This window comes from Streptomyces sp. NPDC015532, from assembly GCF_043078065.1.
Classification (GTDB): Bacteria; Actinomycetota; Actinomycetes; order Streptomycetales; family Streptomycetaceae; genus Streptomyces.
The window spans coordinates 204,735-219,905 of the sequence record NZ_JBIBSY010000001.1 but is presented as its reverse complement, the minus strand read 5'-3'; the positions used below and the strand labels follow the sequence as shown (position 1 = coordinate 219,905).

Below are 15,171 nucleotides of genomic sequence, written 5' to 3'. Positions count from 1 at the left end.
CGGCGGTCAAGAGCCCGTCGGCCCGCACGGGGCCGGAATCGGCCCGCATACAACGCATGGTCTCGGGTAGCCGCGCGGCCATGGCTCCACCATTCGAGAACGCACGTGCGAACACAACGGGAAACGAGAGACATCCCTCCGGGACGACCCGCCGGTCGCTGCTCGCGGGGGTCGCGGCACTCGGCGCGCTCGGCGCCGCCGGATGCAGTCGCGTGGCCTCGGCGTCGTCGACGGACGGCGGAGATCTCCTCGACCGGCTGAAGGCGCAGGGGGTCGTCCGCCTCGGCATCGCCGGCGAGATCCCCTTCGGCTACATCGACCGGGACGGCGAACTGACCGGCGAGGCACCGGAACTCGCCAGGGCCGTCTTCAAACGGCTGGGCGTCGACCGGGTCCAGCCGGTGCCGACCGAGTTCGGTTCCCTCATACCCGGTCTCAACTCGCAGCAGTTCGACGTCGTCTCCGCCGGGATGTACATCAACGCCGAGCGCTGCGAACAGGTCATCTTCGCCGACCCCGACTACCGGATGCTCGACGCGTTCATCGTGCGCAAGGGCAACCCGAAGGGGCTGCACGACTACAAGGACGTCGTGGCGAAGAAGGCCAGGTTCGCGACGGGGACCGGTTACGCGGAGATCCAGTACGCGGTCGAGGCCGGATACAAGGAGAGCGACATCCTGATCGTGCCCGACCAGGTCGCCGGGCTGAACGCGGTCGAGGCCGGTCGCGCCGACGTGTTCGCGGGGACCGCGCTGACCGTCCGCGAGGTGGTGCGTAAGTCCGCCAAGGCCGAGAGCACGAAGCCCTTCGCGCCGCTGGTCAAGGGCAGGCCGCACGTCGACGGCGGCGGCTTCGCGTTCCGTTCGCCGGAGACGAGGCTGCGGGACGCCTTCAACGTCGAGCTGCGGAAGATGAAGGAGAGCGGCGACGTCTTCCGCATCCTGCGGCCGTTCGGCTTCACCAAGGCCGAGATGACCGACATGACCGCGAAGGAGCTGTGCCGCGGATGACATCGGGACTCTGGAAACTCGTTCTCGAAGGGATCTGGGTCACCGTCCAACTGCTGTTCTTCAGCGCCTTGTTGGCCGGAGCCATGTCCTTTCTGGCAGGAATCGCGCGTACGTCGCGGCGGTGGGTCGTCCGCTTCCTCGCGGGCTTCTACACCGAGGTGTTCCGCGGCACCTCAGCGCTGATCATGATCTTCTGGGTGTACTTCGTGCTGCCGCTCGCCTTCGGCTGGCAGCTCGTCCCGCTGTGGGCGGGCACCCTGGCGCTCGGGCTGACCTATGGGGCGTACGGCTCCGAGATCGTGCGCGGCGCGCTCGACGCGGTCGACCCGGCGCAGCGCGAGGGCGGGATCGCGCTCAGCTTCACACCGGGGCAGCGGATGCGGCTGATCCTGCTGCCGCAGGCGGTGCCGGAGATGATCCCGCCCTTCTCCAACCTGCTGGTCGAACTGCTCAAGGGCACGGCGCTCGTCTCCGTGATGGGGATGGGTGACCTGACCTTCAGCGCCAATCTGGTGCGGCTCGCCCTCCAGCAGAGCGCGGAGGTCTACACGTACGTCCTGCTCATCTACTTCGTCATCGCCTTCCTGCTCACCCGGCTGATGCGCGGCCTGGAGAAGCGGCTGAAGGCCGGGGTCGGCGGGGTGCCGGACAGCACGCCGGTCCGCGAGGCGAAGCGGGCCGCGACGACCGGCGCGGGCGCCGGTGCGGGCGCCGCCGCGGGCGGAGGTGCCTCATGAGCACCACGCCTCACGCCACGCCTCTCCACGCCACACCCCTCAGCGCCATCCCCCTCATGAAGACGACGATCGGTGGTGCCCCGTGACTTGGGACTGGAGCGCCGTCGGCGACTTCATGCCGCACTTCCGGGACGGCCTGCTGGTCACCCTTGAGGCCCTGGCCCTCGGTTCGGTGATCTCGTTCGTTCTCGGCCTGGTGTGGGCGCTGCTGATGCGGACACCGACGCGCTGGGTGCGCTGGCCGGTCGGGGTGGCCACCGAGTTCGTACGCAACACCCCGCTGCTGGTGCAGCTGTTCTTCCTCTTCTACGTGCTGCCCGAGTGGAACATCACGTTCTCCGCGCTGACCACCGGTGTGATCGCGATCGGGCTGCACTACTCGACGTACACGATGCAGGTCTACCGGGCCGGTATCGAGGGCGTGCCCGCCGGCCAGTGGGAAGCGGCCACGGCGCTCGGCCTGCCCGTGCGGCGCACCTGGACGGCGGTGATCCTGCCGCAGGCTGTCCGCCGTGTGGTGCCCGCGCTCGGCAACTACGTCATCGCGATGCTCAAGGACACCCCGCTGCTGATGACGGTCACCGTGCTGGAGATGCTGGGCGAGGCGCGGCTGTACTCGCAGCAGCACTTCCAGTTCACGGAGCCGCTCACGGTCATCGGCGTGGCCTTCATCCTCATTTCCTACCCGGCTTCCCTGCTGCTGCGAGCCCTGGAGCGACGCCTTGTCCGCTGACACGAACACCGGCGCGAACGCCGGCGCGCACAACGACCCGACCGCCGGTACGACCGCCGGCCCCGACACCGAGGCCGGCCCCCTGAAGGACCTCACCAACCCCCCGGTGGACGGCACCGAGCTGATCCGCTTCGACAAGGTCACCAAGCGCTTCGGGGACAACACCGTCCTCGACGGGCTCGACTTCCGCGTCGACTCCGGCAAGCACGTCACGCTGATCGGCCCGTCCGGTTCCGGCAAGACGACGATCCTGCGGCTGCTGATGACCCTGGACCGGCCGGACGAGGGCACGATCACGGTCGCCGGGGACCGGCTGTTCCCGGCGCAGGGGAAGCAGGTCCGCGAGGTCCGCAAGAAGATCGGGATGGTCTTCCAGCAGTTCAACCTGTTCCCGAACATGAGCGTGCTGCGCAATGTCACCGAGGCGCCCGTCACCGTGCTCGGCCTGTCCCGGGACGAGGCCGAGGAGCGGGCCCGCGGTCTGCTGGACCTGGTCGGTCTCGCGGACAAGTGCGACGAGCGGCCGGGCCGGCTGTCCGGCGGCCAGCAGCAGCGCGTGGCCATCGCCCGCGCGCTGGCGATGCGGCCGCAGGTCCTGCTGCTGGACGAGGTGACGTCCGCGCTCGACCCCGAACTCGTCGCGGGCGTCCTCGACGTCCTGCGCGACATCGCCCACACCACGGACATCACGATGCTCTGTGTGACCCACGAGATGAATTTCGCCAGGGACATCTCGGACCAGGTGCTGATGTTCGATTCTGGCCATGTCATCGAATCCGGCCCGCCGGAGCGGATCTTCGGCGACCCGGAGCACGAGCGGACCAGGGAGTTCCTCGGCGCGGTCCTCTGAGGCCGGGGAGCGCGGGAGGGGCGGAAGGGCGGCACGGACGGCAAGGCGCGAGGTCCGGCCGGTGGGACATGCCCGAAGGGTCATGCCTTTGGCATATGCCAAGGTGGTGCGCTCCTGCTGAGAGGCATGAGGCGCACCATCAATCTCGTCAACAGACCGCCACAGATGGCGTCTTGGCCGTTATCGTGTAGTGAGCCCAGGTGTCCGGGCCGACGTCATTTTTGAGCCGGGCCATGAAGCGCAGGGGGAAACCGTGGCGCTGATGAACGAGCCGACCGCGCCGTACCACTCGGCCCAGGACGCCCTGCGCGTCCTGGAGACGGTGTCGCGGCACACCACCGGCGTCACCGCGACCGAACTCGCCCGCCAGGCCGGCCTCGGCGCCGACCGGCTGACCGCACTGCTGCGCATGCTGCGCCGGGAGGGCTACGTCGAGCAGGTCACGGACGGCGCGTACGTCACCGGCGCCGCCCTCGGCCGGCTCGGTTCCGCCCACGGCCGCGAGCAGGCGCTGCGCGACACACTCCAGCAGACGATCGACCGGCTCCGCGACTCGGTCGGCGCCGCGATCTACCTCAGCCGCTACATCGACGGCGAGGTGCACGTCACCCAGTACGCGGAGAGCCCGTCCACCCCCGCGGTCAACGAATGGGTCGACTTCCGCTCCTCCGCGCACGCCAGCGCGGTCGGCAAGAGCCTGCTCGGCCAACTCGACCACAACGGCCGCCGCGACCATCTCGCCCGCCACAAGATGGCCCGGCTCACCTCGCGGACCATCACCAGCGAGCGGCTCCTGCTGTCCCGTCTCGACTCCCAGCCGGCCACCGTGCCCGTGCTCGACCTCCAGGAGTACGCGATCGGCACGGTCTGCGCGGCCGTCCCGATCACCGCGGGCTCCTCCGTCGGCTGCCTCGCCCTCTCCCTCCCGGTCGAACACGCCCATCGACTCCGCCGCGCCGCGGACACGCTGAACCGCGGGGCGACCCCGGTACTGCTCTCCCTGGCGATCTGACAGCGCTCACCCGGCCCGTACGAGCTCCACCCGTGCGGTTCGCGCGAACGGTGCGCGCGGCTGGTCGGAAGCACCGCCGCGGACCAGGTAGTATTTCTTTCGTCGCCGACCGCGCAAGCGGAAGGCGAGAGTCATGCGCCGCTAGCTCAGTTGGTTAGAGCAGCTGACTCTTAATCAGCGGGTCCGGGGTTCGAGTCCCTGGCGGCGCACTTCGGTGAAGGCCCTCCACTTCGGTGGGGGGCCTTCACGCATGTCCGGGGAACCTCAGACGCCTCCGCTCGCCCCGGTCCGCTCCGCCGTGACGAACTCGGTCAGCACCCGCGCCAGCAGCTCCGGGTCCCGCGCCCCGCACAGTTCACGCGCCGAGTGCATCGACAGCCCGGCCACCCCGACGTCGACGGTCGTCACGCCGAGGCGGGCCGCGGTGACCGGGCCGATCGACGTCCCGCACGGCATCGCGTTGTGGGAGACGAACGGCTGCCACGGCACCCCGGCCCGTTCGCACGCGGCGGCGAAGGCGGCGACACCGACGCCGTCGCTGGCGTAGCGCTGATTGACGTTGACCTTGATCACGGGGCCGCCGTTGGGCAGCGGACGGTGGTCCGGTTCGTGGCGTTCGGCGTAGTTGGGGTGCACCGCGTGGGTCATGTCGGAGGAGACGCACAGGGCGTCGGCGAGAGCACGGTCGAAGTCCTCCGGTCCGCCACCCCTGGCGGTCACGGAGCGGCTGAGCACCCGTTCCAGGAACGGGCCCTGGGCTCCGGACTCCGATCCGTTGCCGACCTCCTCGTGGTCGAAGGCGGCGAGCACCGGTATGGACGCGGGCGGCCGTTCCGCGCCGGCCGCGGCGACCAGGGCGGTGACACCCGCGTGCACCGAGATCTGGTTGTCGAGGCGTGGCGCGGCGATGAACTCCTCGTCCGCCCCCAGATATCCGGGCGGCTGGATGTCGTGCAGCATGAGGTCCCAGCCGAGGACCTCCGCGGCGTCGGCGCCCGCCTCGTCCGCGATCCGGCCGAGCAGGGCGCCGGGCGCGGGGCCGCCGAGCCCCCACAGCGGGGTCATGTGCCGCTGCCGGTCCAGGGCGAGCCCCTCGTTCACGGTCCGGTCGAGGTGGATGGCGAGCTGCGGCACCCGCAGCAGCGGCTTGTCGACGCGGACCAGCCGGGTCGAACCGTCCCGCAGGGCCAGCCGCCCCGAGACACCGAGGTCCCGGTCGAGCCAGGTGTTGAGCGGCACCGCGCCGTAGATCTCCACGGCTGTCTGCCGCCACCCCGCCGAGCCGGTGTCCGGCACGGGCTTGACCCGCAGGTTCGGTGAGTCGGTGTGGGTGCCGACGATCCGGAACGGGGTGGTGGCCGGGGCGCCCGGCGGGACGTACCAGGCGACCAGTGCTCCCCCGCGCACGACATAACGGCCTCCCTCGGTTCCGGCCGTCCACCCGTCCCGCTCCCGCAGCTCCGCGAAACCCGCCTTCTCCAGGCGCTGCGCCGCGCTCGCCACCACGTGGTACGGCGAGGGGCTGGCTCTGACGAAGCTGAACAGGTCGTCGTTGTGTCCGCGGTCGAGTGGGTCATGCGTGGGGGACATGATGGCCTTTCGGGTGCCGTCGAGGGGGTGGGGGTGGGGGCGTCGGACCGCCCCGCCGGTCGCGCGGTTCGGCCGGGGCGACGGTCCCGCCGGGAGGCGGCCTGGGCCTGGGTCTCACGGGCATGGGACCGGGACCGGACCTCGGCACACGCGGCACCACCGACGTCACCGGCGCGGACGTGGGCCGGGGCGGCGGCGCCCCGCGGCTTCCGTGTCCGCGACCCGGATCAGGCAACGCAACGCCCTTCTTCCCTCGGCTCGGGGCTCTGGCGCGCAGGCCCCTCGGCACACGTGCCCGGATATCCTCCCCGCGGAAAGCGGCCGGGATGCCTCATGTCGCCACCGTTCACAAGACACCACCGGACGCCCCCGGCCCCGCGAACCGTCCCGGCCGACACCACGGGACACCGCGCCCGCCCGCCGTGCCCCGGCTCCGGGGCCGCGGTGCTCCGCCGGAGTGCCCGTTCCCCGAACCGGCCCCGCGGTCAGCGCGTCAGCAGCTCCTCGCGCCCGTGCTCCCGGTACCGGGTCACCAGCACGGACACGTCCGCCGCCGTCAGTCTGCGGTACGTCTCCTCGCCCGGGGGCCGCCACAACACCGGGTCGGCGCAGTGGAAGCCCTCGCGCCTCAGGGCCACCCGGTGGATCTTGTTGGTGGCGGTGACGGGCATCCGCTCCACCAGACGCAGGAACCGGGGTGCCATCTTCGTGCCCAGATCCGGCTGGGCACGCAGGAACGCGGCGAAGGGCGCGGGACCGAAACGCGCCCCGTCCTTCAGGGCCAGGGCCGCCATCACCTGGTCGCCCGCCACCGGATCCGGTACGGCGTACACCGCGACGGCGGCGGCGTCCTCGTACCGGGCCAGGATGTTCTCGATCATCGCGGCGGCGAGGTTCTCGCTGTCGACGCGCAGCCGGTCGTCGGACCGTCCGGCGAAGTAGAGGAAGCCGTCGGCGTCGCGGTAGAAGAGGTCACCGGTCCAGTACCAGCCCTCCCCCGCCCCAGCGCTCCCTTTCCCCGCTCCACCTGCCCCTGCGTTCCCTGTGCTCCCTGCCCCCGCTTCCCCTGTCCCGCCCGGCTCGGGTGAGGCCCCCCGGCGCCGGGCCGCCTCGGCTCCGGGATTGCGCCAGTACCCCTCGAAGAGACTGGCGCCCCGGTTCACCAACTCCCCTATCGCGGCCGCGCCGTTGAGCAGACGTCCGCCCGCGTCGAAGACGGCCGGCGGACATTCGCGCCGGGTGTCCGGGTCGAGCACCGCGAGGTCGTCGGCGGGCGCCGCCCGGCCGATCGCCCCGGCCGGGGTGCCGGGCGTGCGCTGGATGGCGGCGCCGCCCTCCGAGGAGCCGTACCCCTCGACGAGTCGCGCCCCGAACCGCTTCTCGAAGGCGGCCACGTCGACCGCTCCGGCCTCCGTCCCGAACCCCAGACGCAGCGGGTTGTCGCGGTCGTCGGGGCGGGCGGGCGTGGCCAGCAGATACTGCACGGCACGCCCGACATAGGTGAAGTACGTGGCCCCGCAGGCCCGTACGTCGGGCAGGAACCCGGAGGCCGAGAAGCGGCGCCGCAGCGCGATCCCCGCGCCGGCCGCCAGCGCGGGAGCCCAGTCCGCGATCACCGCGTTGCCGTGGAACATCGGCATGCAGATGTAGTGGGTGTCGTCCGCGCGCACTCCGAAGTGGCCGGCGAGCGACCGCCCGGCCGCGGCGATCCTGCCCTGGGTGCAGATCGCGGCCTTGGGCGCGCCGGTCGAACCGGACGTGAACAGCAGCAGGAAGCGGCTGTCAGGACGCGCCCCGCCGTCGTCCGGAGGCGTGCCCTCGTACGTCTTCAGGAGCTCGGCGTAGGCGTCCGTATCGGTCACCAGGACGTGCAGGCCGGGCAGTTCGAGTCCGTCGAGAAGCGGCAGAAGGGCCCGCTCGGTGACCAGGACGCGGCACTCGGTGTGCCGGATGTCCCGGGCCAGTTCGGGTCCGCGCCGGGTCGGATTGATCCCCGCGACGGCGGCACCGGCGAGGGCGGCCGCGCCCAACCACAGTGGGTACTCAGGGGTGTTGTCGAGGAGCACTCCCACGTGCGGCTCCGCGCCCGGCGGCAGCAGCTCGGCGAGCAGCGCCGCGCGCGCCGCCGCGCCCTCCACGACCCGGTGATGGCTGATGGTCCGGCCCTCGAACCACAGTCCCGGCCGATGGTCGCCCCACCGCTCCCGCACGAGCTCCCCGACGGTACGCCTCCTGGACTCCATGGAGACGTAAGGTAATTGACGGTCCATCAGATAGGGAGTCTCGTGCGCGGACCCGCCCGCCCGCACTAGCTCCCGAGGAACGCGTCGCCGGAGAATGCCGCGTGGTACGTGATCATGAAGCCGACGCAGAAGCTGACGATCACTCCGTAGAACACCAGCATGCCGAGGGTGCCCGCGGCCACCTTCGCCGGGCTCGGAGGGTACGCCGTGCCCTTCTCGGGGTGACGGGCGGTGTAGTACGCCGGGACGATGTCGCCCTCGACGACCGTCGAGGGGCCGTTCGGCTCCTCGAAGCGGATCGTCCGGCCGTCGCGGGTCGTGAACTCGTAGACGTGGTGCATGGTCGTGGTGACGTGGGTGTCGTTGCCTCCGCCGCGGACCGTCGTGTACGAACGCAGACAGCGCGCCTCCGCGGTCAGTCCGCTGTTCCAGGCGCTGCGCAGCTCCAGCGAACGGCGCACGGTCCTGGCCGCCACGAACAGCACAAAGACGATCATCAGACTGGGCAAGGCATAGAAGAACACACTCATGACGGTCCCCCGGTGGTCGGATACTGCTCCCCGCACGTCGACCTGGTCATGTCGACGTGCGGGGAACATACCCGTACCGGTGCCGTCAGCGCCTCAAGGAAGGCTCAGAACCCGGGCTTCAGAACGTGACGTCCGCGCAGGAGTAGAACGCGTTCGTCGTGTCCGCGACCGTCCACACCCCGAGGATGACGTGGTGTCCGGTCCTGCCGCCGGGCAGGGTGCCGGTGTGCGAGAGCGTGGACGGGGGGCGCTGTCCGTTGTAGGGGACCGTCAGGAACGGGGTGGTCTCCAGGTCGGCGCGGGTCAGCGCGTGGTTCTGGTTCCAGCCGGTCTTGGTGATGAAGTACTTGAAGTCGGTCGTCGCGTGCATCGCGGTGAACTGCCAGCGGAAGGTGTACGTCTGTCCCGCGGTCACCTTGGTCGTCGGCCAGGCCGTACCCGCGGGGGTCTTGGGCTGGTCGAGCTGGCCGAAGTTCGTGTGGTTGGCGGAGCAGATCCGGCCGTCGGCCGGGCCCGCCGCCGGGAAGCCCTTGAGGCCCTCGACGCTCTGCGGCTCCCATTGGATGTCACCGCAGTTGGCCACGATGCCGCCGTTCGCGGCGCACATCTTCTGGCGGCTGAGGGGCTGGTCGGTGTAGCCGTGGGCGCTGGCTCCGCCCGTGGAGAGCACGAAGGTGCCCGCCGTCGCGAGGCCCAGCGCCGCCGCGTACATCTTCGCTTTCCTGCCGGTACGGGACCGGCCGGTGAGGTTCTGGTTCGTCCGTTTGCGCATGCTGCCGCTCCTGGAGGACGTGGGGGATGTTCCCGTGAGCCGTGCGCGCAGGGTTCAGGTCTAGACCAAGTATCAGATTATTGCGGGTAGTTGAACATGTCCATACCAATGCCCGACCCGGCCGACCGCCCCACGCGAGGCACCCGAGCGGCGCGAGCCGCGCGAGGCGCCCCCACGGTCCGCAAGGGCACGAGGAGGAGGAGTACGGGGAGTACGGGAATGGCAAGGCCTACGAAGGCACGAGGCCTACGAGGACACCTCCCCGCGCCCCGTGCAGAACGCCACCGTCAAGTCCTTCACCAACGCCTTGCGTTCGTAGTCGTCCAGTTCGACCAGCCCGCGCAGGGTCAGCCGGGTCACCGTGTCCTCGACCGAGTCGACGACCGAGCCGAGCACGCTGTCGCGGTGCTGGGCGTCCAGGGCCGCGATCCGGCGGCGCTGCATCACGGCGGCGATCTCCGGCGCGTACTCGATCCGGGTGGGCTGCGCGGAGAACACCTCCAGGCCCACGGGAGCCGTGTCCGCGGCCACCATCCGGGTCAGCGCCTCGCCGACCGCGTCCGTGTTGCGCAGGGTCAGATCCCTGATGACGGCGGGCGGCAGCTCGGCCGGCAGCTGGGAGAGCACCCGCGAGAGCGCCGCCTCCACACATTCGCGCAGATACGTCCGGTGGTCGTCGACCGCGAGGGTCGCCCGCGCGGTGTCCTTGACGCGCCACACCACGAGCACGACCACCCGCAGCTCGACCCCGTTCGCGTCGACCACGGACATCGGCTCGCTGCGCCAGTGCCGCAGCCGCACATCGACCCGGCGGCGCAGCACCAGGGGGTTGACCCACATCAGACCGGTGCGCCGGACGGTACCGCGATAACGCCCGAACAGCCCGAGCACCCAGGCCCGCCCGGTCCGGCCGCGGGCGAGACCCCCGAAGCCGAACAGACCGAGCGCGCCCGCCCCGGCGTACGCCGCCCATTGCGCGGGGCCGAGTCCGGTACCCGCGTGGCCGTGCAGTTCCAGGGCGGCCAGCACGGAGGGCGGCAGCAGGCCCGCCCACCAGGTGGTGAGGGCACATCCGGCCGCACCACAGGCCCCGGCCAGCACACCCGCCGCGCCGGGCAGCACCCGTGCCGGCCGTTCGACCAGCTCGGGGTCGACGTCCGGCACCGGGCGCGGAGGCCGGCCGGGCGTGGGCCGCCGGATTCTCGGCTGCTCCCCGGTACCGCGCCGGCGGCCCACGACGGCGGGCGCGAGCGGCACGGACACCGGGTCGGGGTCGTCGCGGAAGAGCAGGTGAACGGGGATCTCGGTGGTGACCTCGTTGTGGATGAGCCGGGCGGGCCGATGACCCCCACCACCCTCGGCCGCCGCACCGGACCGCTCACCACCACGGCCCTCGACCGCCGCACCGGACCGCTCACCACCGCGCCCCTCAGCCGCCGCACCGGACCACTGACCGTCGCCGCCCTCGGCCGCAGCACCGGACCACTGACCGTCGCCGCCCTCGGCCGCCGTGCCGGACCCGGGTTCCACCGGAGGTGCTCCTTCTGACTCCGGGGTGTCTGACGTCGTCGTACTCATAGCTGCCTCCATGCCTCCGCGCCTGGAAGTGTGTTCACGAGCCGTGGGGAAACCGGCCGCTCAGGAGAAGAGCCGCCGCCAGGTCTCCGGTCCCGGATAGCCGTCCGCCGCCCCGCCGCGCCAGCCCTGGGCCCGCTGGAACGCCTCGACGTTGCGCCGGTCCGCCTCGCCCCAACGCGGCCCCGGACCGGACGTGTAGTACGTGCCGAACCCCTTCTTGACCAGCTGCTTTCCCAGCTCGGTCACCTGGGCGTCGTTCGCTCCGGGCCGGAACACCGCGCGTCCCGGATAGCCGGGGACGGCATGCGAGGAACCCGGACCGGCCGTCACGGCGGGGATGTTCCTGCCCTTCTTGCCCACCAGGTACGACCAGGTCGCCGGCCCCGGCAGCCCGTCCGCGTCGGCGCCCTTCCAGCCCTGCGCCCGCTGGAACGCCTGGGTGGCCCGCTTGTCCGCGGCCGACCAGCGCGGCCCCGGTCCCTTGGTGTAGAAGCGGCGCCCGCCCCGGTCCACCAGGAGCCGGCCGAGCTGGGTGACGTACGCGTTGTTCGCACCGGTCCCGAAGTACGCGGCCCCCGGATAGCGGGTCGACGTGGAGGGCGGCGAACCACCCGCGCCCTCCGTGATCCCCCGGTAGCGGTAGGGCACGTAGTGGTCCGAGTTCGTCCAGTACGCGTACGGCGTGGGCTGCTTCCTGGCCCGCGGCGGGCTCTGCTCGTAGGCGACGTACTGGGTGTGCGTGTAGTCGGTCCAGCCGCCGAAGATGACGACGTGCGAGCCCTTCTCGGGGTTGGCGGGGTTGTGGAAGAGCAGCATGTCGCCCGGCTGGAGCCGGTCCCGGGTGATCCGCACCCCGAAGCTGTCGAGGCTGCCGGTCCACTCGTTGCCCGGCAGGTTCCAGGCCATCGAGACGAAGCCCGAGCAGTCCTGCCGGTACCCGTCCCGCCAGTAGTCGTCCATGCTGTACGGCACTTGCGCGTCGATCCATGTCATGGCGCGGCTGATGATCGCGGCCCGCGTGGTGGCGGGTGCCCGGACCGCCGTCCCCGGCCTGGTGGGCAGCGCGGGCTTCCCCGCCGGTCCGTGCAGCGGCGCCCGGCGGCCCTGGGGGGTGCCGTCGTGTCCGTCGGCCGGGGGGAGACCGGGCCGGACGGGTCCGTGCACGGCGGCGACCGCTGGGACCGCGCCGAGGACGGTGCCCGCCGTGGCGGCCAGCGCGAGCGCCATGGGGGTTCGCGCGACCCCCGCCAGGCCGAGGACATGGGCACGGGCCGCCGGATGCCCCGGAGGGCCGGACGGCCCGAGCCGCGAGGAGACGGGCAGGACACGCCGCCAGTGGACGCATCCGGGGCAATCACAGTCACTCGCGGGATCGACCTCCTCGAACACCGGAGTCTTCATGCGACGCCCCTCACCCTCCAGATTGAAATGTCCGCAATTCTGCACAATCGTCAGTTTCTCAACTGACATGCGGCGCCGCACGCTGACGGTCCGAATGATGTACGGGACCGCCCCCACCTGCCACGGAGCCGCCCACCTGGTCGGGAGCACCCCCGTGGGTCGGGTAGAGTTTTCCCGTCAGCAAGCGCCGCTAGCTCAGTTGGTTAGAGCAGCTGACTCTTAATCAGCGGGTCCGGGGTTCGAGTCCCTGGCGGCGCACAGACCGGAGGGCCTCCTCGTGAGAACGAGGGGGCCCTTCGTCATGCCTGCCCGGAAAGCCCCGGGGGGGAGGCCGCGAGGGGCGCCTCACGACCCCCATCGAGCACCTTCCGCCTCACAGCCCTCTCCCCGTGAGGTACGCCGAGACGACCACGTTCGCCGTGTAGCTGCCGTCGGTCCGGTCGAAGGTTCCGCCGCAGGTGATCAGCCGCAGCTCGGCCCGCCCGGACTCCCGTACCCCGTAGGCCTGCCGGGCATCGAAGTGGTCGCGCGGCAGAACCTGGACGTCGTCCACGGTGAACTCGGCGACGGTCCCGTCGTCGCGCATGACCCGGACGGTGTCGCCGGGCTTGACGGTGCTGAGCCGGTAGAAGACCGCGGGCCGGGTCTCGGTGTCGACGTGGCCGACCATCAGCGCCGTCCCGGCGGCCCCCGGCCTCGCCCCCGCCGCGTACCAGCCGACGACACCCGGCTGGTCGAACGGCGGCGGATCGATGGCGCCCCGGCCGTCCAGCCCGCGGGCCACGACGGGCGCCTGCACCCCCATCGAGGGAATGTCGACGCGCTGCGGCCGGGCGCCGCCGAGGGGCTTGAGCGCGGGGGGCAGCCGCACCTCCGGCGGCCGGCCGACGGCGGCGATGTCCCCCGTGGTCGGTGCCGACGTCCCCAGCCGCAGATCCGTCACCTCACGGCCCCACAGCCACAGCCCGAGCAGCAGGACCAGCCAGGCCACACCGGTCAGCAGACGGCCGCTGCCGGATGAACGCTCCCGATCGGACATGTCAGTCGCGGCCGTCGTTGCCCCGGCGCGAACCGCGGACCGCGACGGCGATCGCGGCGACGCTCGCGAGGATCAGGCCGACCACCGCCTGCCTGGTGCCGGGTCCGGCCGCGTGGGCGTCGTCCGCCGCGGCGAGGCGGGCCGTTCCGCCGCCCCCCGCGTTCACCGGCGCGACCGGCGAGGCGGGCATGACGCTCGGGGAGGAGTCGCGTGCCGGGACGGTGAGCGTGCCCTTGACCCGCTCGCGGTGGCCGTCGCAGTCCACCTGGATGCCGTAGCTGCCGGGCCGCAGCGCGGTACGGACGCGGGTGTCACCGACGAGTCCGCCGCCGCCCCCGCCGGTCAGCCGCGCGTCCGAGACGAACGCGTCCGACGCCGCCGTGCCCGTCCGGCCCGCGCAGCCCATGGCCCGCAGCCGGATGTCGCTGCCCGCGGCCGGGGACACCGGGTTCACGGAGACACCGGCCGGTCCCGCGTCGGCCGCGTACGCGGCGGGCGTGAGCGCCGCGGCGACCGCCGCCCCGGCACAGAGAGTGAGTCGCATCGAGCGCATCGTGAAACCTCCAGACAACTGGAGACTCCCCCTCGGGGCGGCGGCCCGCATCTCCAGGGGGCCGCCGCTGCTCCGTACGGGTCTGTGCGCGGCGCCGGGGGTTTGGGCCCGGCCCGACGCGCTCCGGAACCAGGACCGGAGTCTCCCGGAGGTGCTCACCACCGCCGGGCGTCCGGACCGGAGGTCACGAACGGACGGCCCGGTCACGGATGTGCGGCCTGTGGCCGGGCATCCGGGTCGCGGTCACGGAGATGCGGCCCCCGGCCGGGCGTCCGGGGCGGTGCGGTGGCTCAGACGCGGTCGACGAGGTCCGCGATCGAGTCGACGATCTTCGACGGACGGTACGGGTACCGCTCGACCTCCTCGGGCGTGGTCAGCCCGGTCAGGACGAGGAAGGTCTGCATCCCCGCCTCCAGACCGGCCAGCACGTCGGTGTCCATCCGGTCGCCGATCATCGCGCTGGACTCGGAGTGCGCGCCGATGGCGTTCAGGCCGGTCCTCATCATCAGCGGGTTCGGCTTGCCCGCGAAGTACGGCTGCTTGCCGGTGGCCTTGGTGATCAGCGCGGCGACCGCTCCGGTGGCCGGCAGCGGACCCTCGGTGGACGGCCCGGTCTCGTCCGGGTTGGTGGCGATGAACCGGGCGCCCCCCTTGATCAGCCGGACCGCCTTGGTCATGGCCTCGAAGGAGTACGTACGGGTCTCGCCGAGGACCACGTAGTCCGGTTCGTGGTCGGTCAGCACGTAGCCGATGTCGTGCAGCGCGGTGGTCAGACCCGCCTCGCCGATGACGTACGCCGTGCCGCCGGGCCGCTGGTCGTCCAGGAACTTGGCGGTGGCGAGGGCGGAGGTCCAGATGTTCTCGACCGGTACGTCCAGGCCCATGCGCTTGAGCCTGGCGTGCAGGTCGCGCGCCGTGTAGATGGAGTTGTTCGTCAGCACCAGGAACGGCTTCCCGGACTCCCGCAGTCTCTTGATGAAGGCGTCGGCGCCGGGGATGGGCACCCCTTCGTGGATGAGGACGCCGTCCATGTCGGTGAGCCACGACTCGATGGGCTTGCGCTCTGACATGTGCTGGGTCTCCTGCCGTCCTGGCGTACGTAACGCACTCGAACCGGGGCTGC

At 71.7% G+C, this 15,171-nt stretch carries 14 protein-coding genes and 2 tRNA genes; 7 read left to right on the top strand and 9 right to left on the bottom strand.

The annotated features are described in order from the left end of the window. Window positions 1–80: 80 nt before the first annotated feature. The 6 genes from ehuB to ACF07B_RS00905 all read left to right on the top strand — a co-directional run bounded on the left by ehuB (window position 81) and on the right by ACF07B_RS00905 (window position 4,551). Window positions 81–1,010 (top strand): ectoine/hydroxyectoine ABC transporter substrate-binding protein EhuB, encoded by a 930-nt coding sequence (gene ehuB / locus ACF07B_RS00930; protein ID WP_392177290.1) that lies wholly within the window; start codon window positions 81–83, stop codon window positions 1,008–1,010. Beyond that, complete coding sequence (gene ehuC, locus ACF07B_RS00925) at window positions 1,007–1,747, top strand: ectoine/hydroxyectoine ABC transporter permease subunit EhuC (protein ID WP_392177289.1); 741 nt, start codon at window positions 1,007–1,009, stop codon at window positions 1,745–1,747. The genes ehuB and ehuC overlap by 4 nt, the downstream gene beginning before the upstream one ends. An 82-nt stretch (window positions 1,748–1,829) precedes the next feature. Next, window positions 1,830–2,480 carry an ectoine/hydroxyectoine ABC transporter permease subunit EhuD gene (ehuD, locus tag ACF07B_RS00920; RefSeq protein ID WP_369481555.1) on the top strand — a complete coding sequence of 217 codons (651 nt, stop codon included), beginning with the start codon at window positions 1,830–1,832 and terminating at the stop codon, window positions 2,478–2,480. An 82-nt stretch (window positions 2,481–2,562) separates the two neighbouring features. Next, on the top strand, window positions 2,563–3,330 hold the full coding sequence (ehuA, locus tag ACF07B_RS00915) for an ectoine/hydroxyectoine ABC transporter ATP-binding protein EhuA (protein ID WP_362390606.1): 768 nt from the start codon (window positions 2,563–2,565) through the stop codon (window positions 3,328–3,330). Between the two features lie 253 nt (window positions 3,331–3,583). Then, window positions 3,584–4,342: an IclR family transcriptional regulator gene (locus ACF07B_RS00910; protein ID WP_369481554.1), complete on the top strand. Its 759-nt coding sequence runs from the start codon at window positions 3,584–3,586 to the stop codon at window positions 4,340–4,342. A 135-nt stretch (window positions 4,343–4,477) separates the two neighbouring features. After that, window positions 4,478–4,551 (top strand) — tRNA-Lys (locus ACF07B_RS00905). A gap of 55 nt (window positions 4,552–4,606) precedes the next feature. On the opposite strand, the gene ACF07B_RS00900 is transcribed toward ACF07B_RS00905, so the two are convergent. The 6 genes from ACF07B_RS00900 to ACF07B_RS00875 all read right to left on the bottom strand — a co-directional run bounded on the left by ACF07B_RS00900 (window position 4,607) and on the right by ACF07B_RS00875 (window position 12,456). Next, on the bottom strand, window positions 4,607–5,932 hold the full coding sequence (locus ACF07B_RS00900) for a M18 family aminopeptidase (RefSeq protein ID WP_369481553.1): 1,326 nt from the start codon (window positions 5,930–5,932) through the stop codon (window positions 4,607–4,609). A gap of 485 nt (window positions 5,933–6,417) precedes the next feature. Further along, window positions 6,418–8,175: an AMP-binding protein gene (locus ACF07B_RS00895; protein WP_392177288.1), complete on the bottom strand. Its 1,758-nt coding sequence runs from the start codon at window positions 8,173–8,175 to the stop codon at window positions 6,418–6,420. A 65-nt stretch (window positions 8,176–8,240) separates the two neighbouring features. Then, entirely contained in the window at window positions 8,241–8,705 is a 465-nt protein-coding gene (locus ACF07B_RS00890) for a DUF3592 domain-containing protein (protein WP_369481551.1), read from the bottom strand. Between the two features lie 118 nt (window positions 8,706–8,823). Beyond that, window positions 8,824–9,477, bottom strand: a complete 654-nt coding sequence (locus ACF07B_RS00885; RefSeq protein WP_392177287.1) for a lytic polysaccharide monooxygenase — start codon at window positions 9,475–9,477, stop codon at window positions 8,824–8,826. Window positions 9,478–9,723: 246 nt separating this feature from the next. After that, on the bottom strand, window positions 9,724–10,803 hold the full coding sequence (locus tag ACF07B_RS00880) for an SPFH domain-containing protein (RefSeq protein ID WP_392177936.1): 1,080 nt from the start codon (window positions 10,801–10,803) through the stop codon (window positions 9,724–9,726). A 312-nt stretch (window positions 10,804–11,115) separates the two neighbouring features. Then, entirely contained in the window at window positions 11,116–12,456 is a 1,341-nt protein-coding gene (locus tag ACF07B_RS00875; RefSeq protein ID WP_392177286.1) for a peptidoglycan-binding protein, read from the bottom strand. Window positions 12,457–12,640: 184 nt separating this feature from the next. Between ACF07B_RS00875 and ACF07B_RS00870 the strand changes: the two genes are divergently transcribed. Next, window positions 12,641–12,714: transfer RNA gene (locus ACF07B_RS00870), tRNA-Lys, on the top strand. 115 nt (window positions 12,715–12,829) lie between these two features. Here the strand turns inward: ACF07B_RS00870 and ACF07B_RS00865 are convergent. The 3 genes from ACF07B_RS00865 to ACF07B_RS00855 form a co-directional block, all read right to left on the bottom strand. Next, the gene (locus tag ACF07B_RS00865; RefSeq protein ID WP_384232763.1) at window positions 12,830–13,495 is read right to left on the bottom strand and encodes a class F sortase; all 666 of its coding nucleotides are present in this window, start codon (window positions 13,493–13,495) and stop codon (window positions 12,830–12,832) included. 1 nt (window position 13,496) lies between these two features. Beyond that, window positions 13,497–14,048, bottom strand: a complete 552-nt coding sequence (locus ACF07B_RS00860; protein WP_392177285.1) for a hypothetical protein — start codon at window positions 14,046–14,048, stop codon at window positions 13,497–13,499. Window positions 14,049–14,338: 290 nt separating this feature from the next. Next, entirely contained in the window at window positions 14,339–15,118 is a 780-nt protein-coding gene (locus ACF07B_RS00855) for an HAD-IIA family hydrolase (RefSeq protein ID WP_369481546.1), read from the bottom strand. Between the last annotated feature and the right edge of the window lie 53 nt (window positions 15,119–15,171).